Annotated in this window: 19 protein-coding genes; 11 read left to right on the top strand and 8 right to left on the bottom strand. The window is 67.2% G+C overall.

What is annotated here, in order from left to right:
- Positions 1-3: 3 nt before the first annotated feature.
- Positions 4-987: a hypothetical protein gene (locus WKF39_RS02465; RefSeq protein ID WP_340385525.1), complete on the top strand. Its 984-nt coding sequence runs from the start codon at positions 4-6 to the stop codon at positions 985-987.
- On the opposite strand, the gene WKF39_RS02470 is transcribed toward WKF39_RS02465, so the two are convergent.
- Positions 988-1,383 carry a hypothetical protein gene (locus WKF39_RS02470; RefSeq protein WP_340385527.1) on the bottom strand — a complete coding sequence of 132 codons (396 nt, stop codon included), beginning with the start codon at positions 1,381-1,383 and terminating at the stop codon, positions 988-990.
- A 51-nt stretch (positions 1,384-1,434) separates the two neighbouring features.
- Positions 1,435-2,088, bottom strand: a complete 654-nt coding sequence (locus WKF39_RS02475) for an MBL fold metallo-hydrolase (RefSeq protein ID WP_340385529.1) — start codon at positions 2,086-2,088, stop codon at positions 1,435-1,437.
- A 235-nt stretch (positions 2,089-2,323) separates the two neighbouring features.
- On the opposite strand from WKF39_RS02475, the gene uvrA reads away from it, so the two are divergent.
- The 10 genes from uvrA to WKF39_RS02525 all read left to right on the top strand — a co-directional run bounded on the left by uvrA (position 2,324) and on the right by WKF39_RS02525 (position 13,749).
- Positions 2,324-5,188 (top strand): excinuclease ABC subunit UvrA, encoded by a 2,865-nt coding sequence (gene uvrA, locus WKF39_RS02480; protein ID WP_340385531.1) that lies wholly within the window; start codon positions 2,324-2,326, stop codon positions 5,186-5,188.
- Positions 5,189-5,197: 9 nt separating this feature from the next.
- Positions 5,198-7,141 (top strand): excinuclease ABC subunit UvrC, encoded by a 1,944-nt coding sequence (gene uvrC / locus WKF39_RS02485; RefSeq protein WP_340385533.1) that lies wholly within the window; start codon positions 5,198-5,200, stop codon positions 7,139-7,141.
- Positions 7,138-8,001 carry an RNase adapter RapZ gene (rapZ, locus tag WKF39_RS02490; protein WP_340385534.1) on the top strand — a complete coding sequence of 288 codons (864 nt, stop codon included), beginning with the start codon at positions 7,138-7,140 and terminating at the stop codon, positions 7,999-8,001. Before uvrC ends, rapZ begins: the two co-directional genes overlap by 4 nt.
- A 1-nt stretch (position 8,002) precedes the next feature.
- Complete coding sequence (yvcK, locus tag WKF39_RS02495; RefSeq protein WP_340385535.1) at positions 8,003-8,980, top strand: uridine diphosphate-N-acetylglucosamine-binding protein YvcK; 978 nt, start codon at positions 8,003-8,005, stop codon at positions 8,978-8,980.
- Positions 8,981-9,019: 39 nt separating this feature from the next.
- On the top strand, positions 9,020-10,003 hold the full coding sequence (gene whiA, locus WKF39_RS02500; RefSeq protein ID WP_340385537.1) for a DNA-binding protein WhiA: 984 nt from the start codon (positions 9,020-9,022) through the stop codon (positions 10,001-10,003).
- Between the two features lie 95 nt (positions 10,004-10,098).
- Positions 10,099-11,103 carry a type I glyceraldehyde-3-phosphate dehydrogenase gene (gene gap / locus WKF39_RS02505; protein WP_340385539.1) on the top strand — a complete coding sequence of 335 codons (1,005 nt, stop codon included), beginning with the start codon at positions 10,099-10,101 and terminating at the stop codon, positions 11,101-11,103.
- Positions 11,104-11,106: 3 nt separating this feature from the next.
- Entirely contained in the window at positions 11,107-12,339 is a 1,233-nt protein-coding gene (locus tag WKF39_RS02510) for a phosphoglycerate kinase (RefSeq protein WP_340385541.1), read from the top strand.
- Position 12,340: 1 nt separating this feature from the next.
- Positions 12,341-13,144 carry a triose-phosphate isomerase gene (gene tpiA, locus WKF39_RS02515; protein WP_340385543.1) on the top strand — a complete coding sequence of 268 codons (804 nt, stop codon included), beginning with the start codon at positions 12,341-12,343 and terminating at the stop codon, positions 13,142-13,144.
- 15 nt (positions 13,145-13,159) lie between these two features.
- Positions 13,160-13,396 carry a preprotein translocase subunit SecG gene (gene secG / locus WKF39_RS02520; RefSeq protein WP_340385544.1) on the top strand — a complete coding sequence of 79 codons (237 nt, stop codon included), beginning with the start codon at positions 13,160-13,162 and terminating at the stop codon, positions 13,394-13,396.
- The gene (locus WKF39_RS02525) at positions 13,396-13,749 is read left to right on the top strand and encodes an RNA polymerase-binding protein RbpA (RefSeq protein ID WP_340385546.1); all 354 of its coding nucleotides are present in this window, start codon (positions 13,396-13,398) and stop codon (positions 13,747-13,749) included. The genes secG and WKF39_RS02525 overlap by 1 nt, the downstream gene beginning before the upstream one ends.
- A 130-nt stretch (positions 13,750-13,879) precedes the next feature.
- Here the strand turns inward: WKF39_RS02525 and pgl are convergent, their stop codons facing one another.
- From pgl to tkt, 6 genes are read right to left on the bottom strand one after another with little or no spacing between them, the layout of a single operon-like run.
- Positions 13,880-14,581: a 6-phosphogluconolactonase gene (pgl, locus tag WKF39_RS02530; RefSeq protein WP_340385548.1), complete on the bottom strand. Its 702-nt coding sequence runs from the start codon at positions 14,579-14,581 to the stop codon at positions 13,880-13,882.
- 28 nt (positions 14,582-14,609) lie between these two features.
- On the bottom strand, positions 14,610-15,509 hold the full coding sequence (locus WKF39_RS02535; protein WP_340385549.1) for a glucose-6-phosphate dehydrogenase assembly protein OpcA: 900 nt from the start codon (positions 15,507-15,509) through the stop codon (positions 14,610-14,612).
- A complete protein-coding gene (zwf, locus tag WKF39_RS02540) occupies positions 15,509-17,032 on the bottom strand; it encodes a glucose-6-phosphate dehydrogenase (RefSeq protein WP_340385551.1) in 1,524 nt (507 codons plus the stop codon). Before zwf ends, WKF39_RS02535 begins: the two co-directional genes overlap by 1 nt.
- Positions 17,029-18,606, bottom strand: coding sequence for a glucose-6-phosphate isomerase (locus tag WKF39_RS02545; protein WP_340385553.1), 1,578 nt, complete (start codon positions 18,604-18,606; stop codon positions 17,029-17,031). Before WKF39_RS02545 ends, zwf begins: the two co-directional genes overlap by 4 nt.
- Before the next feature lie 3 nt (positions 18,607-18,609).
- Entirely contained in the window at positions 18,610-19,698 is a 1,089-nt protein-coding gene (tal, locus tag WKF39_RS02550; RefSeq protein WP_340385555.1) for a transaldolase, read from the bottom strand.
- A gap of 27 nt (positions 19,699-19,725) precedes the next feature.
- Positions 19,726-21,897, bottom strand: a complete 2,172-nt coding sequence (gene tkt / locus WKF39_RS02555) for a transketolase (protein WP_340385556.1) — start codon at positions 21,895-21,897, stop codon at positions 19,726-19,728.
- Positions 21,898-21,918: the final 21 nt, after the last annotated feature.

The following is a 21,918-nucleotide window of genomic DNA, read 5'->3' on the forward strand; positions in this document are numbered from 1 at the left end:
GACGTGGCGGATGGGAACGCGCAGACGTCGCGCGAGATCGAGGACTGGTTCGACGATCACGGTCTGCCCTATTTCACCGGCGACCATGCCGAGCGCGTCGAAGGCTGGCTGTCGAGCAAGCGCATCACCGCGGTGATCGTCCTCATCATTGCTGCCGCCGTCGCGAGCGGCATCGTGGTGGGCGTGCTTGTCACTGACGACGGGTCGTGGGGGACATTCGCCGGTGTCGCGGTGTTCTTGGCGCTGCTGGGCCTGTTCGCTGGGCGCTTCCTGCGCATGGGGACGATGCTGCGCTGGGCTGTGAGGCGTACGTTCGGGTCGCTCGGCCTGATGTTCCCGCTGCTCACCCGGGCGCTGCCCCTGCTGCTGTTGGCTGTGACATTCCTGTTCATCAACGCAGAGGTCTGGCAGGTCGCTGCGCTCATGTCGCGCCATGTCCTGTGGCTCGCGGTCGGATTCTTTTCCGTGATCGCCACGGTCTTCCTGCTGGTGAGGCTGCCCGAAGAGGTGCGACGCGTGGAGCGCGAGGTTGCCGGCGATCGGTTGGCCGACAGCTGCGCGGGGACTCCGGCGGCCGAGGCCGCCCGTCAGATCACGGCCACCCCCGCAGACTTGCCGAGGTTCGCACGCGCCAACCTGGTGCTGGTCCTGCTCTTCAGCCAGGCGATCCAGGTGCTGCTGCTGAGCCTCGGCCTGTTCGCGTTCTTCGTCGTGTTCGGCTCGCTCACGATCCCGGACACCACGGTCGCCTCGTGGACGGGGGAAGCGGTCACGGACCTGCCGTCATCGCTGGGCAAGCATCTGCCGGTCACCAACGAGCTGTTCCAGGTTGCGGTGTTCCTCGCGTCGTTCGCCGGCCTCTACTTCACGGTCTATGCGGTCACCGACGAGACATATCGGTCACAATTCTTCGCGGGTCTCTCGAACGAGCTGGAGCAGGCGGTCGCAGTCAACGCGGTCTACGTGTCGCTGCCGCGCGATGAGTAGTCAGACTTTCTGACCGTCTGTGCCGTCGTCGGCATCGGCGCACTGGTTGAGTGTGATGGCCTTGTTGCGGGCGAAGTTCTCTGAGGAGCGTGCTGCCTCCGGATAGTCCGCCGGGTCGAGGTTCGCGTAGTACTGGACCGCGTCCAGGAGCGCGTCGGCCTCCGGCTCGTCGCTGACCATGGCGTAGACCTTGGCCGTGATCTTGGCCTTCTCGAAGTGCGTGACGGTTCCGGCATAGTCGCCCTGGTTGAACTCCTCGATGCCGGCATTGACCTCGGTGCAGGTCTGCTCGGCTGCCTTCTCAGCGGACAGCTTGGGCTTGGCCGGCTCATCCTCGGAGCTCGATCCGCACGCGGCCAGGATGGCCAGGAGGGCAAGCGTGGCGACGGTCTTCATGTCTCGAATCTAGGCGTTTGCGCCTGTCCCTGCCGTCTCAATGACACGGCATTACCAACCACGCTCGCGCCACTCGGCCAGGTGCGGACGCTCGACGCCCAGCGTGGTGTCGAACCCGTGTCCGGGGTAGACCCGGGTGTCGTCGGGGTAGGCCGCGAAGATCTTGGACTCCAGGTCATCCATCAAAGACGTGAATGCCTCCGGGTCTGCTGTTCCTCCGGGCCCGCCGGGGAACAGCGAGTCGCCGGTGAACAGGTGCACGATCCCGTCGGGGTCGTCGTAGGCGAGGACGATCGAGCCCGGCGTGTGTCCGGCAACCTCGATGACCTCAAGCTCACACGAGCCGGCCCGCACGCGGGCTCCTGTGCGTACGCGCGTGTCGACCGTGACGGGGAGCTCGTCGGCATCCAGCTCCCCGGCTACGGTCTCCGCGCCGGTGCGCTCGATGATCGCTGCGAGTGCCTGCCAGTGATCGCCATGGCGATGTGTCGTGACGACCCGGGCGAGGCCATCGTTGCCGATCAACCCGGAGAGGGTCTCGGGCTCGTTGGCGGCGTCGATGAGGACCTGTTCGCCGGTCAGGGCGCACCGCAGGATGTAGGCGTTGTTGTTCATCTCGCCGACCGCGACCTTGGTGATGAGCAGATCTCCTGCGGCTTGCACGTCGGCCGGCCCGCCGACCTCGACTTCTCCGGTGTACGTCATGGGGTCAGCCTGCCAGAACCCACCGGCGGCGCATCAGCCACCAGTCCTGGATTCGGACGGTGGCTGACGCACCGCGGCCTGCGGCGGCACGTGGCACCGTCACCGCCGTCGTCGGTGATGCATGGCACAGTCACCGCTCTCCGGAAGGAAAGTGTCGGCCCTCCTCCATACAATGGTGGGGGCGGAACTCTGCCCGAAACTCTGCCCGCAACCACGACTCATTTCAGGGGAGCCAGTGACCGACCGCCTCGTCATCCGCGGCGCACGAGAGCACAATCTCAAGGATGTCTCACTCGACCTCCCGCGAGACTCGCTGATCGTCTTCACCGGGCTGTCCGGCTCGGGCAAGTCGTCCCTGGCGTTCGACACGATCTTCGCCGAGGGTCAGCGTCGCTATGTCGAGTCGCTGTCGGCCTACGCTCGTCAGTTCCTCGGCCAGATGGACAAGCCCGACGTCGACTTCATCGAGGGGCTGTCCCCGGCGGTCTCCATCGACCAGAAGTCGACGTCCCGCAACCCGCGGTCGACCGTCGGCACGATCACCGAGGTCTATGACTACCTCCGCCTGCTCTATGCGCGCGCCGGCCGACCCCACTGCCCCAAGTGCGGCGAGCTGATCACGCGGCAGACCCCGCAGCAGATCGTCGACCGCATCATGGCCGGCGAGGAGGGCGCCCGCTTCCAGGTGCTTGCACCGATCATCCGCGGGCGCAAGGGCGAGTATGGCGAGCTGTTCCGCCAGCTGCAGTCGCAGGGTTTCAGCCGCACGGTCGTCGACGGCGAGGTCCACATGCTCGCCGACGAGCCACCCAAGCTCGAGAAGCAGAAGAAGCACACGATCGATGTCGTCGTCGACCGCCTGCAGGTCAAGGACAGCACCAAGCAGCGCCTGACGGAGTCGGTCGAGACAGCACTCGGGCTCGCAGACGGCCTCGTGATCATCGACTACGTCGACCTGCCGGCCGACGATCTCCACCGCACCCGACGGTTCTCCGAGAAGCTGGCCTGCCCCAACGACCACCCGCTGGAGGTCGACGAGCTCGAGCCTCGATCGTTCTCCTTCAACGCGCCGTTCGGTGCGTGCCCGGAGTGCCACGGGCTCGGCACACGCATGGAGGTCGACCCCGAGCTCGTCGTGCCCGACGACGCCAAGTCGCTCAACGAGGGTGCGGTCGCCCCGTGGTCGTCCGCACACGTCTCCGACTACTTCTCCCGGCTGATTGGTGCGCTCGCCCACGAGCTGGAGTTCAGCGCCGACACACCGTGGGGTGACCTCCCCGAGGGCGTGCGCGACGCGATCCTGCACGGCCACCCGACCAAGATCCACGTCCGTTACAAGAACCGCTATGGGCGCGAGCGGTCCTACTACACCGCGTTCGAGGGTGCGATCACCTATCTCGAGCGGCGTCACGACGAGACCGAGTCCGAGACCAACCGGGAGCGCCTCGAGGGATTCATGCGCGAGGTCCCGTGCCGGGTGTGCCAGGGCACGCGGCTCAAGCCCGTGATCCTGGCGGTCACGCTGGAGTCTGAGAAGTTCGGGCACAAAAACATCGCCGAGGTCTGCGCGATGTCGATCAGCGAGGCTTCCGAATACCTCCAGACCCTCGAGATGAGCGACCGCGAACGTCAGATCGGTGAGCGGGTCCTCAAGGAGATCAACGAGCGGCTGCGATTCCTGCTTGACGTGGGACTGGACTATCTCGCGCTCGACCGCGCGGCCGGCTCGTTGTCCGGCGGCGAGGCACAGCGCATCCGGCTCGCCACGCAGATCGGTGCGGGGCTCGTCGGTGTGCTCTATGTCCTCGACGAGCCCTCGATCGGCCTGCACCAGCGCGACAACCACCGGCTGATCGAGACCCTCGTGCGGCTCCGCGATCTCGGCAACACGCTGATCGTCGTGGAACATGACGAGGACACGATCCGTGCTGCCGACTGGGCCGTCGACATCGGACCCGGCGCAGGTGAGCACGGGGGACAGGTCATCGTCTCGGGACCGGTCAAGGAGCTGCTGGAGAGCAAGGACTCGCTGACCGGCCAATATCTCTCGGGTCGCAAGACCATCCCGCTGCCGGAGTCGCGCCGCGAGCGCGTCCCCGGCCGTGAGCTCTCGGTCCACGGCGCCAAGGAGCACAACCTTCGCGACATCGACGTGACGTTCCCCCTCGGCCTGTTCGTAGCCGTGACAGGTGTGTCCGGGTCCGGCAAGTCGACGCTGGTCAACGACATCCTCTACACGCAGCTCGCACGTACGGTCTACGGCGCCCGCGCGATCCCGGGGCGTCACCGCACGATCACCGGGCTCGAGGAGATCGACAAGGTCATCCACGTCGACCAGTCGCCGATCGGCCGCACGCCGAGGTCCAACCCTGCGACATACACAGGTGTCTTCGACCATGTGCGCAAGCTGTTCTCGCAGACGCCCGAAGCCAAGATGCGGGGCTATCAGCAGGGACGATTCTCGTTCAACGTCAAGGGCGGCCGCTGCGAAGCGTGCTCGGGCGACGGCACGATCAAGATCGAGATGAACTTCCTGCCCGACGTCTACGTCGCCTGCGAGGTCTGCCACGGCGCGCGCTACAACCGCGAGACGCTCGAGGTGCACTACAAGGGCAAGACGATCGCCGAGGTGCTCGAGATGCCGATCGAGGAGGCCGTCGACTTCTTCGAGGCCATCCCCGCGATCGCCCGTCACCTGCGCACCCTGGTCGACGTCGGACTTGGATACGTACGCCTCGGTCAGTCCGCCCCGACGCTGTCCGGTGGCGAGGCCCAGCGGGTCAAGCTGTCGGCCGAGCTGCAAAAACGGTCCACCGGGCGCACGGTCTACGTGCTCGACGAGCCGACCACCGGTCTGCACTTCGAAGACATCCGCAAGCTCCTCGGCGTCCTGCAGCGGATCGTCGACACCGGCAACTCGGTCATCGTCATCGAGCACAACCTCGATGTCATCAAGACCGCGGACTGGGTCATCGACATGGGCCCGGAGGGCGGCAGCGGGGGCGGGCTCCTGATCGCGGAGGGCACTCCAGAGGACATCGCCGACAGTCCCGACAGCCACACCGGGTCATTCCTCAAGCCGCTCCTCGCCACCTCGTAGGCTGGGCCGGTGGCAGATCCCGCAAGCTACCGCCCGGCACCGGGGGAGATCCCCGCAGCACCGGGCGTCTACCGGTTCCGTGACGCCGAACGGCGAGTCATCTACGTCGGCAAGGCCAAGTCACTGAGGCCACGGCTGAGCTCCTACTTCCAGGACATCTCGGGCCTGCACCCGCGTACGCAACAGATGGTCCTGACCGGGTGCTCCGTCGAGTGGACCGTCGTCAGCACCGAGGTCGAGGCCCTGGCGTTGGAGTACTCTTGGATCAAGGAGTTCGATCCACGCTTCAACGTCAAGTACCGCGACGACAAGTCATACCCGTGGCTTGCCGTGACGGTCGGCGAGGAGTTCCCGCGGGTCACGGTCATGCGAGGCGCCCAACGCAAGGGCGTCCGCTACTTCGGGCCATACGGCCACGCGTGGGCCATTCGCGACACCGTCGACACCCTGCTGCGGGTGTTTCCCATGCGCTCCTGCTCCGCCGGGGTCTTCCGCCGCTCCAAGGCGATCGGCCGGCCGTGCCTGCTCGGAGACATCGGCAAATGCGCAGCGCCGTGCGTGGGGCGAGTCAGTGCCGATGAGCATCGCGCGATCGTCAACGACTTCCTGTCATTCATGGGCGGTCAGACCGCAGGGTTCACCAAGCGCATCGAGACCCGGATGCGCGAGGCCTCCCACAAGGAGGAGTACGAGCTCGCGGCCAAGCTGCGTGACGATCTTGGCGCGCTGCGCCGCGTGCTTGAGAAGCAGACCGTGGTGCTGGGCGACGGCACCGACGCGGACGTGCTGGGATTCGTCGATGACCCGCTCGAGATTGCGGTGCAGATCTTCTCGGTCCGCGGCGGACGGATCCGAGGCCAACGCGGATGGGTCGCCGAGAAGGCCGACGAGGCAGCGTTCCCCGAGCTCGTCCAGCGTGCGCTGATGACGCTCTATCAGGACGCCAACGCCGCAGCGATCCCGCGCGAGGTGTTGGTGCCGACGATGCCCGCCGACGCCGACATCGTCTCGGAACTGCTGAGTGAGCGCCGTGAAGGTCCGGTCACGATCCGGGTGCCCAAGCGGGGAGACAAGCGGGCCCTGATGGCCACGGTCGAGCAGAACGCCAAGCAGTCGCTGATGCGTCACAAGATGAAGCGGTCATCGGACCTCACCGCCCGCAGCCTCGCTCTCGAGGAGCTGCAGGAGGCGCTCGACCTGGAGACCGCGCCGCTGCGCATCGAGTGCTATGACATCTCCAACCTCGGGGAGACCGAGACCGTGGCATCGATGGTGGTGTTCGAGGACGGGCTGCCTCGCAAGTCCGAGTATCGCCGGTTCACGATCCGCAACGAGGGCCAAAGTGACGTCGCCGCGATGCACGAGGTCATCACCCGACGATTCACCCAGCTGCTCAGGGCGCGCGAGAGCAATCACGAGGACGGCCCGGGCATCGATCCCGAGACCGGCAAGCCCAAACGCTTCGCCTACACGCCTGCCCTCGTCGTCGTCGATGGTGGACCCCCGCAGGTCGCCGCCGCCCATGCCGCGATGCAGGAGCTCGGCATCAAGGACATCGCACTGGTGGGCCTCGCCAAGCGGCTTGAAGAGGTGTGGCTGCCGCAGGATGAGGATCCCGTGATCCTGCCGCGCACCAGTGAGGGCCTCTATCTCCTGCAACGGTTGCGCGATGAGGCACACCGATTCGCGATCGCACATCACCGCGGCCGGCGGAGCAAGTCCATGATCGAGAGCGTGCTCGATCCCGTGGCCGGCCTGGGGCCGACCCGCCGCAAGGCGTTGCTCAAGTCGTTCGGCTCGGTCAAGAAGCTCCGGTCGGCAACCGCCGAAGACATCGCCGCTGTTCCCGGGATCGGCACGGCTACGGCACAATCCATCGTGGAAGCGCTCGCGACCGGCGAGCAGACCCCGGCCGTGAACACCGCGACCGGCGAGATCCTGGAGGACCGTTGACGACCTTGACGCAGCTGGTGCTCGTGACCGGGATGACCGGTGCAGGGCGAGGATCGGCCGCCAAGGTCCTGGAGAAGCTCGGCTACTACGTCATCGACAACCTCCCACCGGGCCTGCTCTCCACCGCGGTGGCAACGATCCAGGAGTCCGAGGACATCGACCGGCTCGCCGTCGTCGTGGACGCGCGCTCACGACATTTCTTCGGCGGTCTCGTGGAGGCCATCGAGGGTTTGCGCGATGAGGGCATCAGCTCCAAGATCCTCTACCTCGAGGCATCCGACGAGGTGCTTGTCCGCCGCCAGGAGGCCGCGCGCCGCCCGCACCCCCTGAGCCTCGAGGGCCGGCTGATCGACGGTCTCGACCGCGAGCGAGAGCTGCTGCGGCGCATACGTGGCCGGGCCGACATCGTCGTCGACACGTCCAACCTCAACGTGCACCAGCTCGGTCAGCGTGTACGCGCGGCGTTCGAGGATCCGGGCTCCGGTGGTCTGCGTGCCTCGGTGATGTCGTTCGGGTTCAAGTACGGTCTGCCGATCGACGCCGACATGGTCGCGGATCTCCGCTTCCTGCCCAACCCCTACTGGGTCGATGACCTGCGGCCCATGAGCGGACTTGACGAACCCGTGCGCGACTACGTCCTGCGGCAACCTCGCTCCGCGGAGTTCCTGGAACAGTACGAAGGGCTCGTCGCACTCCTGACCGATGGCTACCTCCGCGAGGACAAACACTTCCTCACGATCGCGATCGGTTGCACCGGCGGCCGGCACCGCAGCGTGGCGATGTCCGAGGCATTCGCCGACCGGCTGCGGGGACAGGGCGTACGCACGATGGTCGTCCACCGCGACCTGGGGCGTGAGTAGCGTGACCACCGCCAGACCCGCGCATGTCGCGGGACGAGCCGAAGGCGACCTGAAGGTCGTGTCGCTGGGCGGCGGGCACGGGCTCGCTGCGAGTCTCTCGGCCCTGCGCCGGCTGACGACAGACCTCACCGGCGTGGTGACGGTGGCCGACAACGGTGGATCGTCCGGTCGCATCCGTGAAGAGCTCGGAGGACTGCCACCCGGCGACCTCCGCATGGCGCTCGCCGCGCTCTGTGGCGACGACGACTGGGGTCGCACCTGGGCCGCAGTCCTTCAGCACCGCTTCTCCGGTGATGGTCCGCTCAAGGACCATGCCGTCGGCAATCTCCTGATCGCCGCGATCTGGGATCAGGTGGGTGATCACGTCGCCGGGCTCGATCTGGTCGGTGAGCTGCTCGGTGCGCAGGGCAGAGTCCTGCCGATGGCCGCGGTGCCCCTCGACATCGAGGCTGATGTGCATCTGCGCTCGGCACCCGATCGACTGACCGTCGTACGCGGGCAGGTCGAGGTGTCATCGACCGACGGCCAGGTCGTGAGCGTCCGCCTCGATCCAAGCGACCCGCCGGCCTGCCCCGAGGCCGTGGCGGCGGTCGAGGACGCCGACTGGGTCGTGGTGGGGCCCGGGTCGTGGTTCACCAGCGTCATGCCGACACTGCTCGTCCCGGGCCTGCGCGACGCCTTGACCACGACCAAGGCCAAGCGCATCCTCGTCCTCAACCTGCTCGAGCAGGAGGGCGAGACCGAGGGGCTGACGCCGACGGATCATCTCGAGGTTCTCGCCGCCCATGCCCCCGAGCTGGGGCTGGATGCCGTCATTGCAGACTCGAGCCTGGTTGACACGCGTGGCACGCTGGAGTCGACGGCCCGGGCGCTCGGGGCACGGCTGTACGTTGCGGACGTGGCGGACACCCCGGGGTCGGATCAGCACGATCCCGGACGGCTCGCGGCCGCGTTCGGCCGGGTCATGAGACAGGCATAGAGTGACCACATTCTTCTCGACGCAAAGGGGCTCGGCACGATGGCGATGACGGCTCAGGTGAAGGCAGAGCTGGCCAACACCACGATCACCAAGTCGTGCTGCCGTAAGGCCGAAGTCTCCTCGATCCTGCGCTTCGCCGGAGGCCTGCACATCGTCTCGGGTCGCATCGTCATCGAGGCTGAGCTGGACACCGGAGCCGCGGCCCGGCGCCTCCGCAAGGACGTCGCCGAGATCTACGGTCACGACAGCGAAGTACTCGTGATGCAGAACGCTGGCATCCGCAAGGACACCCACTACGTCGTCCGCGTCTCCAAGGATGGTGAGGCGCTCGCCCGCCAGACCGGCCTGATCGACGGCAGCGGGCGACCGATTCGCGGACTACCTCCGCAGGTCGTCTCCGGTTCGTCGTGCGACGCGGTCGCTGCCTGGCGCGGCTCGTTCCTCGCCCACGGTTCACTGACCGAGCCCGGCCGCTCCTCGGCTCTCGAGGTCAGCTGCCCGGGACCGGAAGCCGCGCTGGCGCTGGTCGGAGCCGCCCGTCGGCTCGGCATCAGCGCCAAGGCGCGTGAGGTCCGCGGCATCGACCGGGTCGTGATCCGCGACGGCGAGGCCATCGGGGCCTTGCTGACCCGGCTCGGCGCCCACGAGTCCCTGCTCGCCTGGGAAGAGCGCCGCATGCGTCGCGAGGTCCGGGCGACGGCCAATCGACTGGCCAATTTCGACGACGCCAACCTGCGACGATCGGCCAGGGCCGCTGTCGCCGCTGGCGCTCGTGCGCAACGCGCTCTGGAGATCCTCGGCAAGGAGGTGCCCGATCATCTCAAGATGGCCGGCAGCCTGCGGGTCGAGCACCGTCAGGCGAGCCTCGAGGAGCTCGGTCAGCTGCACGAGCCGGCGCTCACCAAGGACGCGATCGCAGGGCGGATCCGGCGCCTGCTCGCGATGGCCGACAAGCGTGCCGAGGAGCTTGGAGTGCCGGACACCGAGTCGAGCCTCGGCGATGAGAGTCTCGCCGAGAGCTGACCGTCTGCGGGCGGGCTGAGGTGACTCGCCGGTAGGGATGACAACTCGGTAGGGTGAACGTGCACTCACCCCGACCCCGCAGGAGACACGTCCCCGTGACCGTACGCGTAGGCATCAATGGATTTGGCCGCATCGGCCGCAACTTCTTCCGCGCGGCCCGTGCCGCCGGGGCAGACATCGAGATCGTCGCCGTCAACGACCTGACGGACAACAAGACTCTCGCCCATCTCCTCAAGTATGACTCGATCCTCGGCCGCCTCGACGAGGACGTGACCTTCGACGACACCTCGATCACGGTGGGCAGCCACACGTTCTCCGCGTTCGCCGAGCGTGACCCCGCCAAGCTCGACTGGGCCTCGGTGGGCGCCGACATCGTGATCGAGTCGACCGGCTTCTTCACCGACGCCACCAAGGCCAAGGCGCACATCGACGGCGGTGCCAAGAAGGTCATCATCTCGGCCCCGGCCAAGAACGAGGACGTCACGATCGTCATGGGCGTCAACCATGAGACGTACGACCCGGCGGAGCACACCGTCATCTCCAACGCCTCGTGCACGACCAACTGCCTCGCCCCGATGGCCAAGGCCCTCAATGACGGGCTCGGCATCGAGCGCGGCCTGATGACGACGATCCACGCCTACACGCAGGACCAGAACCTGCAGGACGCGCCGCACTCGGACCTGCGCCGTGCCCGCGGCGCCGCGATCAACATCGTGCCGACCTCCACGGGTGCCGCCAAGGCCGTCAGCCTTGTGCTCCCCGAGCTCAAGGGCAAGCTCGACGGCTTCGCGTTCCGCGTGCCGGTGCCCACGGGATCGGCGACCGACCTGACGTTCACCGCGTCCCGCGAGACCACGGTCGAAGAGGTCAACCAGATCGTCAAGGATGCTGCCGTTGGCCCCCTGAAGGGCTTCCTGACCTACACCGAGGACCCGATCGTGTCATCCGACATCGTGACGGACCCGTCGTCCTGCATCTTCGACTCGGGCCTCACCAAGGTCATCGGCGACCAGGTCAAGGTCGTCGGCTGGTACGACAACGAGTGGGGCTACTCCAACCGCCTCGCCGACCTGGTGGTCCATGTCGGAACGTCGCTCTGACCTGTGAAGACGGTCTCAGAGCTGGGTGACCTGCGCGGCAAGCGCGTCCTCGTCCGCAGCGATCTCAATGTGCCGCTGGACGGTCCCGCGCCGGGAGGCGCCTCATCCAGCGCGGTGATCACCGATGACGGCCGCGTACGCGCGAGCGTCCCGACGATCAAGCAGCTCGCCGACGCAGGTGCCCGCGTCCTCGTGGTGGCCCATCTGGGTCGGCCTGAGGGCGTGCCCAACCAGGACTACTCCTTGGCGCCGGTCGCCGAACGGCTCGCAGAGGTCCTGGGTTCGCCCGTGCTGTTCGCCAACGACACGGTCGGGCCAGGGGCCCAGCGCATCTCGGCCGCCCTCCAGGACGGGCAGGTGGCGGTGCTGCAGAACGTACGCTTCAACGCCGGTGAGACCAGCAAGGACGAGGCGGAGCGCGGGGCGTTCGCCGACGAGCTCGCGGCTCTGGCAGATGTCTTCGTCTCCGACGGGTTCGGCGTCGTGCATCGCAAGCAGGCGAGTGTCTACGACATCGCCACCCGGCTGCCGGCAGCGGTCGGCGGGCTCGTCGAGACCGAGGTGACGGTGCTCAAGCGCCTGACCGAGAGCCCGGAGCGGCCCTACACTGTCGTGCTCGGTGGCTCGAAGGTGTCCGACAAGCTCGGTGTCATCGACAACCTGCTCGACAAGGCCGACAGCCTGTTGATCGGCGGCGGCATGGTGTTCACGTTCCTCAAGGCTCAGGGTCACGAGGTGGGCAAGTCGCTCCTGGAGGAAGACCAGCTCGACATCGCGCGTGGCTACATCGAGCAGGCGGCGGCCAAGGGCGTCGAGCTGGTGCTGCCGACCGACATCGTCATCGCACCGGAATTTGCCGACGCTGACGCGACAACAGTCGCCGCCGACGCCATGCCGGCCGACCAGCTGGGCCTGGACATCGGGCCCGACTCGGCCGCCACGTTCGCCGACATCATCAAGGGCTCGAAGACCGTGTTCTGGAACGGCCCGATGGGTGTCTTCGAGATGTCCGCTTTCGCCGCGGGAACGTACGCAGTAGCCAAGGCTCTCACTGAAGTTGACGGACTCTCGGTCGTCGGCGGGGGCGACTCGGCAGCCGCCGTACGCCAGCTCGGTTTCGCGGACTCCGACTTCGGGCACATCTCGACCGGGGGAGGCGCGAGCCTGGAATATCTCGAGGGCAAGACGCTCCCCGGCCTGGCCATCTTGGATCAACAGAATCTGGAAGGGAGCTGACATGGCCTCCGCACGCAAGCCACTCATGGCCGGCAACTGGAAGTCCAACCTCAATCACCAGGAAGCCGTGGTGCTCGTCCAGAAGCTGGCGTGGACGCTGCAGGACAAGAAGCATGACTTCGACAAGTCCGAGGTCGTCGTGATCCCCCCGTTCACCGACATCCGAAGCGTGCAGACGCTCATCGATGGTGACCACCTCGCGATCGGCTATGGCGCACAGGACGTCTCCGAGCACGATGGCGGCGCCTACACCGGTGAGATAGCCGCGTCGATGCTCGCCAAGCTCGGCTGTTCCTATGTCGTGGTCGGTCATTCCGAACGGCGTGAATATCACGCCGAGAGTGACCAGGTCGTCAACATCAAGGCCACCAAGGCGCTCGCGGCGGGCATCAGCCCGATCGTGTGCGTCGGCGAGGGTCTCGAGATCCGCCAGGCCGGTGACCACGTCGCCTACACCGTGGCCCAGATCGACGGTTCACTCGCGGGTCTGACCGCGGAGCAACTCGCCTCGGTCGTCATCGCCTACGAGCCCGTGTGGGCGATCGGAACGGGTGAGGTCGCGACTCCGGAGGACGCCCAAGAGGTCTGTGCGGCCATCCGTGCGCGGGTCGAAGAGACCTGGTCGCCGGAGGTCGCGGCGGCAATGCGTATCCTTTATGGCGGATCGGTGAAAGCGGCGAACATCGCTGCCATCATGGCGAAGTCGGATGTCGACGGAGCCCTGATCGGCGGAGCAAGCCTCCAGGCCGACGAGTTCGCCGGGATTGCCCGGTTCTATGCCATGCCGGATCTGTCCGGCGCCTGACAACGAAGGCCCATCGTGATCTTGACGTTCTCCGTAATCCTGGCGATCAGCAGCCTGCTGATGATCGTCCTGGTTCTCATGCACAAGGGACGCGGCGGCGGCCTGTCCGACATGTTCGGCGGCGGTGTGTCCAGCTCACTCGGTGGCTCCTCGGTCGCTGAGCGCAACCTCGACCGCATCACAGTCGGTATCGCAGTCGTCTGGGTCGTGTGCATCTTCGCGCTCGGCCTGCTCCTGAAGGTGAGTAACTAGTGGCAGCAGGTGCAATCCGGGGCAGCCGAATCGGCTCCGGACCCATGGGCGAGGCAGAGCGTGGCGAGGCCGCACCACGGCAGTTCGTGACATTCTTCTGCATCAACAACCACACGACCGAGCTGCAGTTCGCGATCGAGGCCGAAGTGCCCGAGTCGTGGGACTGCCCGCGGTGCGGCATGCCGTCCAGCGTCGACTCGGACAACCGGCCCACCGCCAAGAAGATCGAGCCCTACAAGACGCACCTCGCATACGTCAAAGAGCGCCGCTCCGAGACCGAGGCCGACGAGATCCTCAAAGAGGCCGTCGACATGCTGCGCAGCAAGCGCAAGTCCGGCGAAGTCATCTTCTGACCCCTGCGGTGCATCGAGCGGTGAGTTAGCGACCGATCGCGGCAGCGGGCGGTGAGTTAGCGACCTTTCAGCAGGGCTGATGGGTCGCTAGGTCACCGCCGTACGGAGCGATGGGTCGCTAACTCACCGCTCAGAGGTGGGAGGCGGCGGCTTCGTCGAGGAGCCAGGTCGTCTCGGTACGTCCGTGGGCTCCACGAGCCGGGGTGTCCTCGAGCGTTCCCTCGCCCAGCGCCCGCGCGACCGCTGCTGCCTTGCCCTCGCCGGCGACGAGGAACCAGACGACGTCGCTGTAGTTGAGGGCCGGATAGGTGAGCGTGATTCGTACGGGTGGCGGCTTGGGGGAGTCGAACACCTCGACCGCCAACCGTTCCGACTCGTGCAGCTGATCGAACCCGGGGAACAACGAGGCGACATGGCCATCCGGACCGACCCCGAGCAGCACGACATCGAACGGCTCGGCCGGCAGCGCCGCGCCATACTGATCGGCCGCGTCAGCCGTGCTGAGGTCACACCCGTGCGCCGGCATCACATGGATGCGCTCGGTCGGCACCCCCAGACGGTCGAGGAATGCGTTTCGCGCCTGTTGGTCGTTGCGATCCGCGTGGCCGTCCGGGACGAAGCGCTCGTCGCCCCAGTAGAAGTCGACCTCGGTCCAGTCGACGAGCTCGCTCTCGATCAGCTCGTATGCCTGAATCGCGATGGTCCCGCCGGTCAGCACGACCTTCGGGCGGCGACCCTCTGCCTGGATCAGGGCGATCCGACCGGTCAACCTCTCCGCGATCGCCACGGCCAGCGCCGAGCTGCTTGGATAGACCTCTGTGCTGGTGCTCAAAGCATTCCTTCCGGCCGGAACCCGCACATCAGGCATCCAGCATGTGCTTGATCGTGGCCGCATAGACATCGTCGGCGTCGAGGCGGCGCAGGTCCTCGGCCAGCAGCTCGGCGAGCGTACGCGCCCCGAGCGGCACCTCACGGGGTGAAGAGCTCGGCACGCTGAAGTGGCACGAGTGCGCGGTGATGCGTTCGATGAGCACGTCACCCTCGGGCGTGTGGAGCACGACGGAGTGGATCTGCTCGGTGTCGCTCGAGCGCCTCGTGATCGGCACCTTGAGCCGGCTCTCGAGCCACGCGACAAGCAGCGTGGCTGCGGGGTTGCCCGTGCCCGCGACCACTGTCCCGCCGGTCACCTTGCCGGCCGATTGATCGAGTGCAGCCGCCAGCAGCGCGCGCCACGGTGTCAGCCGGGTCCACGAGAGGTCGGTGTCACCGGGGACATAGTTGCGCGCGACGGCCTTGAGCGATCGCACGGGCGAGTCCGTCGCTTCAGCATCGGTCAGGCGTCGGCGGGCGAGCTGGCCGATCGCATCCTCGGATGGATGGGTCGGAGGTTTGCCGGGCCACCACACGACGACGGGGGAGTCGGGCAGCAGCAGCGGCAGCACGACGGACTCCGCATGCTTGGTCAGCTCGCCCGAGATGCGCAGCAGGATCGACTCTCCCGAGGAGTTCTCGCCCACCCGGACCTTGGCGTTGAGCTGGGGGGCTCCGCGGCCGTCGCCGAGGATCACGCCGATGACGCGCGACGGATGCTCGCGCGACAGCGTCGTCGCGGTCTTGAGCGCCTCGCTGACGTTGTCGTCGTCGGTCACGACGAGCAGCGTGAGCACCATGTCCATCGCAGGGCTGCCGGCCGCCACACGGGCCTTGACCATGGCACGAGCGATGCGAGCCGAATTGGTCTTCTCGAGCGCGATCTCCATCAGGGACGCCTCCAGGCCCGGCCGTCGCGGGCCAGCATCTTGTCGGCAGTCGCAGGTCCCCACGTGCCGGACGGATAGGTGTCGATGCTCTTTTGTCGATCCCAGTGCGCGATGACCGGATCCAAGATCTTCCAGGAGAGCTCGACCTCTTCGTGTTGCGGGAAGAGCGGCGGATCGCCCAGCAGGACATCGAGGATCAGCCGCTCGTAGGCTTCGGGGCTGCTCTCGACGAATGCTCCGCCGTAGGCGAAGTCCATGTTGACGTCGCGGATCTCCATCGTCGTGCCTGGGACCTTCGCGCCGAACCGCAACGTCACGCCCTCGTCGGGCTGGATCCGCATGACCAGGGCGTTCTGGCCGAGCTCCTCGACGTCGTGCTGGCTGAACGGCTGGTGGGGGGCACGTTTGAAGACCACGGCGACCTCGGTGACCCTGCGACCCAGCCGTTTGCCGGCACGCAGGTAGAACGGGGTGCCGGCCCAGCGGCGGGTCGAGACGTCGATGCGGATCGCGGCGTATGTCTCGGTGGTCGAGGACTGCGGTATGCCGGCCTCCTCCTTGTAGCCGAGAACATGCTCGCCGCCGGCCCAGCCACCGACATACTGGGCGCGGGCCGTGTGCAGGTCCATTCGGGCCGGGGGCCGCGCGTTGGCGAGGATCTTCTGCTTCTCGATCCGCAGGGACGAGGCGTTGAAGGAGACCGGCTCCTCCATCGCGATCAGCGCCATGAGCTGCAACAGATGGTTCTGGATCACGTCTCGTGCGGCACCGATGCCGTCGTAGTAGCCGGCGCGGGAGCCGATGCCGATGTCCTCGGCCATCGTGATCTGGACATGGTCGACGTAGTGGTTGTTCCAGATCGGCTCGAACATCCCGTTGGCGAAGCGGAACGCCAAGATGTTCTGGACGGTCTCCTTGCCGAGGTAGTGGTCGATGCGGAAGACCGACTGACGGGGAAACACCTCCGCGACGATGCGGTTGAGCTCCTCGGCGGATGTGAGGTCGTGGCCGAAGGGCTTCTCGATGACGACCCGGCGCCAGCCCTCAGAGGACTCTGCGAGGCCGTGCTTCTTGATCTGCGACACGACGACGGGAAACAGACCGGGCGGGATCGACAGATAGAACGCGTGATTGCCCCCCGTGCCTTGCTGCTCGTCGAGCTCGGCCATGGTCTTGCCGAGGCGCTCCCATGCCTCGTCGTCGTCGAACTCACCCGGCACGAACCGAATGCCGGCGGCGAGCTGCTTCCAGACCGTCTCGCTCCAAGGCGTACGCGCGCCGTCCTTGGCTGCCTGCTTGATCATGCTGGCGAACTTGGTGGTGCCGAAGTCGTGTCGGGCGAACCCCACCAGGGCGAATCCGGGCGGCAGCAGGCCCCGATTGGCGAGGTCGTAGATCGCCGGGACGAGCTTCTTCTTGGCCAGGTCGCCGGTCACGCCGAACAGGATCAGGCTGCACGGGCCGGCTATCCGGGGAAGACGCCGGTCGCTGCGATCCCTCAGTGGGTTGTCGCCGAGTGTCATCTGAATACCGTGCGGAGCCTGGCGAGTCCACTCTCGGTGTCGTTGAGATGCAGCCGGAGCACGGGCCGGCCGTGGTCCCGCAGCACTGCGGCATCGCCGGCGGCCTGCGAGTCGATGAACGTGCCGAAGGTGAAGTCTCGGCCCGCCACGGCGAGGTCTTCGGCGGGGGAGCCGGTGATCTGCAGGAACACACCGTTGGGCGTACCGCCCTTGTGATATTGCCCCGTCGAGTGCAGGAACCGCGGCCCCCAACCGAAGGTGACCGGCCGGCCGACCCGCTGCGCGAGAACCTCACGGACCCCGGCGAAGTCGGCGTGTGCGATGCGGTCGAGATAGACCTGCACGGCGAGATAGCCGTGCTGCAGGTCGATCTGGTCGAGCAGGAAGCGCACGGCCCCTTCGAGGGTCGACCCCTGACCATAGATGTCGATGCCGTCATCGGTGGACTCCGGGCTGGGCGCCTCACCGCCGCCCGTCAGGAGCTCCCGGGCGGCCTTCTTGGCGCTCTCGACGTCGGGCTGGTCGAACGGGTTGATGCCGATGATCCGGCCGGCGATCACGACGGCGACCTCCCACAGGAGCATCTGCGCGCCGAGGTCCGCATCGATCGCCGCGGCATAGCCGGACTGCGCCTCGGCGGCGACGTGCGCACCGATCGTGACGAGGATCGAGTCGGCCGTGCTGGGGTTGAAGTTGACTGCGTTCTCGAATGGCACGACGACCGGGAGGACGCCCTTGCCGAGCTTGCCGGTCGACTCGGCGACGAGCTGCTCGATCCAGTCCCCGACACCGTGGCGGGTCTGGTCGGCGATCACGAGCTTGTCGATCCGGTGCCGGTTGGCGACACCCATCAGCACGCCGAGGCGCAGTGCCGGATTGTCGGCGTCATCGGCATAGAACGCATCCTGGGCGTGCTGGGCCGCGTCGAGCAGCGCGCCGATGTCAGCGCCGGCCAGCCCACTCGGAACCAGACCGAACGCGGTCAGCGCCGAGTAGCGTCCGCCCACGTCGGCATCGGCGTGGAACACGCGATTGCCGGCGCCGGTGGCCTCCTCGTCCAAGGGCGAGCCGGGATCCGTGACGACGACGATGTGGTCGGCCGGATCGTGACCTGCGTCCTTGAACGCCTGCTCGTATGCGCGACGCTGGCTGTCGGTCTCGACCGTGCCACCAGACTTGCTCGAGACCACCACGATCGTCCGCTCGAGGCCGTCGGCGAGCGCGGTGCGCACCATGTCGGGCTGAGACGAGTCGAGCACCGTCAGCGGCACCCCGTCCTGGTGGCAGATGACCTCGGGTGCGAGCGATGATCCGCCCATGCCGCACAGCACGACCCGGTCGAGCCCTTTGGCAGCGAGCTGCTTCCGCAGCTCGGCGATCTCGTCCACGAGCGGACGTGATGTCTCCGCCAGATGGGTCCAGCTCAGCCGGATGCCGGCCTCGGACTCGGCGTCGGGACCCCACAAGGTGGCGTCCTGCGCGGAGAGCCGGGACGCGACGCGTTGCTCGATGGCATTGCGCAGCGCGACATCGAACTCGTGCTGGACCGGGACCGTGAGCGCGATCTGCACCACGGGTCAGGCCTTGTCGAGCTCGGTCGAGACGGTCTCCAACAACTCGTTCCAGGATGCGTCGAACTTCTCGAGGCCTTCGACCTCCAGCTGCTCGACGACCTCGTCGTACTTGATGCCCTGGGCCTCCAGGTCGCTGATGACCTGGCGCGACTCGTCGTAGGTGCCGTGGACCGCGTCCCCGGTGACCTCACCGTGGTCGGCGAAGGCCTCGAGCGTCTTCTCCGGCATCGTGTTGACGGTGTCGGCAACGACCAGCTCGGTGACATACATCGTGTCGGAGTAGGCCGGGTCCTTGACGCCGGTTGAGGCCCACAACGGCCGCTGTGGGGTCGCGCCCTTGGCCTCGAGCGCCTTGAACCGCTCGGACCCGAACACCTCCTCAAATGCCTCGTAGGCCAGGCGAGCGTTGGCGATGGCGGCCTTGCCACGCAGCGGGCTGTCATCGGCGAGGCGCTTGTCGACCTCGGAGTCGACGCGGCTGACGAAGAACGACGCGACGGAGTGGATCGTCGAGAGGTCCAGGCCGTTGGCGTCGGCCTGCTCGAGACCGTAGAGATAGGCGTCCATGACGCCGCGATAGCGCTCGAGCGAGAAGATCAAGGTCACGTTGACGCTGATCCCTTCGGCGCTCGTTGCCGCAATCGCGGGCAGACCCTCGACGGTTGCGGGGATCTTGATCAACGTGTTGGGGCGATCGACCCGCTCCCACAGACGCCTGGCGAGGTCCACGGTGCCGTCGGTGTCCTTGGCAAGGTCGGGATCGACCTCGATCGAGACCCGGCCGTCGACTCCGCCGGTGGCGTCGTAGACCGGCCGGAGGATGTCGCAGCCCTGCTGGACGTCGGTCGTGGTGAGCTCGAAGACCGTGGTCTTGAGGTCCGCGCCGGAGGCCTTGAGGGTCTTGACCTGCTCGGCATAGCGCTCGCCCTTGGCAATGGCAGCGGCGAAGATCGTGGGGTTGGTGGTGACACCGACGACACCGGAGTCAGCGACGAGGGCGGCAAGGTTGCCGGTCTCGATGCGTTCGCGGGACAGGTCGTCGAGCCAGATGGATACTCCCGAGTCGGCGAGAGCCTGCAGACGGTCGTTCATGGTGTCTCCTTCGATTCAGTTGTGCGGTCAGTGGGGAGCGTCAGCGTTGTCCCCGGGGCCGACGGCTCCCGCGGGTCGGGCATGGAACGGGGCGGAGGGCTCGCCCGCGGCAGTCGCGATCGAGTCCTTGGCCGCCGCTGCGACGGCTTCGGCGGTGATGCCGAACTTGTCGTAGAGCGTCGCGTAGTCGGCCGACGCGCCATAGTGATCCAGGCTCACGATGCGTCCGGCATCGCCGACGACATCGCGCCAGCCGAAGGACACGCCGGCCTCGACCGAGACCCGGGCGCGCAGGTGCGGCGGGAAGACGCTGTCGCGATAGGAGCTGTCCTGCTGCTCGAACCACTCGCGGCACGGCATCGAGACGACGCGCGCCGAGATGTCGTCGGCGGCGAGGAGCTCGCGCGCCTTGATCGCGAGCTGCACCTCGGAGCCAGACGACACCAGGATCACGTCGGGATCACCCTCGGCGTCGATCAGGGTGTAGGCGCCCTTGGCGACCTCCGAGGCCTCGGCCCAACCATCGGCGCCCCGGGGGAACGTCGGCAGGTTCTGCCGGCTCAGCGCCAGGGCCGCAGGTCGGTTGGTGATGCCGAGCAGCGTGCGCCACGCGGCAACGGTCTCGTTGGCGTCGGCCGGCCGGATGACGTCGAGGCCCGGGATGGCCCGCAGCGCGGCGAGGTGCTCGACCGGCTGGTGGGTCGGCCCGTCCTCGCCGAGCCCGATGGAGTCGTGCGTCCAGACATACGTGACCGGCAGCTCCTGAAGTGCTGCGAGCCGCACAGCCGGGCGCATGTAGTCGCTGAACACGAGGAACGTGCCGCCGTAGGGACGGGTCAGCCCGTGCTGGACCATGCCGTTCATGATCGCGCCCATGGCGTGCTCACGGATGCCGAAGTGCAGCACCCGGCCATACCAGTCGCCCTGGAACTTCTCGGTCGAGTGCTCGGGCGGCAGGAACGACGGCTCACCCTTGGGCGTCGTGTTGTTGGAGCCTGCGAGGTCGGCAGAGCCACCCCACAGCTCGGGCAGGTTCGGCGCCGCCGCGGTCAGGAACTCGCCCGAGGCGACGCGGGTCGCGACACCCTTGTCATCTGCCTCGTATGTCGGGAGGTCGGCGTCCCAACCGCCTGGCAGCTCACGATTGCTCAGTCGCTCGAGCAGCGCCGCTCCCGCGGGTGAGGTCGTGGCCCAGGCGTCGAAGTCCTTCTGCCACTCCTCGTGCGCCTGCGCACCGCGTTCGCGCGCCTGCTGCGTGTGCTTGATGACGTCGTCGTCGACGATGAACGACTGCTCCGGGTCGAAGCCGAGGAGCTCCTTGGTCGCCTTGATCTCGTCGGCACCGAGCGCCGACCCGTGCGAACCACCTGTGCCCTGGGCGGTCGGAGCGGGCCACGCGATGATCGTGCGGAGCTTGATGAAGCTCGGCTTGTCCGTGACCGCCGCGGCGGCCTGGTAGGCGTCCCAGAGGGCCTGGACATCCTCGACATAGCCGGTGCCGCCGTTGGTCCAGTCGACGGTCTGGACGTGCCAGCCGTATGCCTCGTAGCGCGCCGCGACGTCCTCGGTGAACGCGACGTCGGTGTCGTCCTCGATCGAGATCTTGTTGTCGTCCCACAGGAGGGTCAGGTTGCCGAGCTTCTGGTGGCCGGCAAGCGAAGACGCCTCGCCCGAGACGCCCTCCTGCAGGTCGCCGTCCGAGGAAATCGCATAGATGTGGTGGTCGAACAGGCTCTCGCCGGCTGGGGTCGCTGGGTCCAGCAGGCCACGCTCGCGGCGGGCCGCCATGGCCATGCCGACGGCGTTGGCGACACCCTGGCCGAGCGGGCCGGTGGTGACCTCGACTCCCGGGGTGTGGTTGTACTCGGGGTGGCCCGGGGTCTGGCTGCCCCACGTGCGCAGGCTCTTGAGGTCGTCGAGCGTCATGGGGTAGCCGGCGAGGTAGAGCTGGATGTATTGCGTGAGGCTCGAGTGGCCGCACGACAGGATGAAGCGATCACGGCCGCTCCAGTGCGGATCGTTCGGGTCGTGGCGCAGGAGCTTCTGGTAGTGCAGGTAGGCCACGGGAGCCAGGCTCATCGCGGTCCCGGGGTGGCCGTTGCCGGCCTTTTCCACGGCGTCGGCGGCCAGGAGACGGACGGTGTCCACGGCCTTCTTGTCGAGGTCTGTCCACTCCAGAGTGGGGGTTCCGGACGTCACAGCGGTGGCTCCTGATCGTCG

The sequence above is a fragment of the Aeromicrobium sp. genome (assembly GCF_037719875.1).
Classification (GTDB): Bacteria; Actinomycetota; Actinomycetes; order Propionibacteriales; family Nocardioidaceae; genus Aeromicrobium.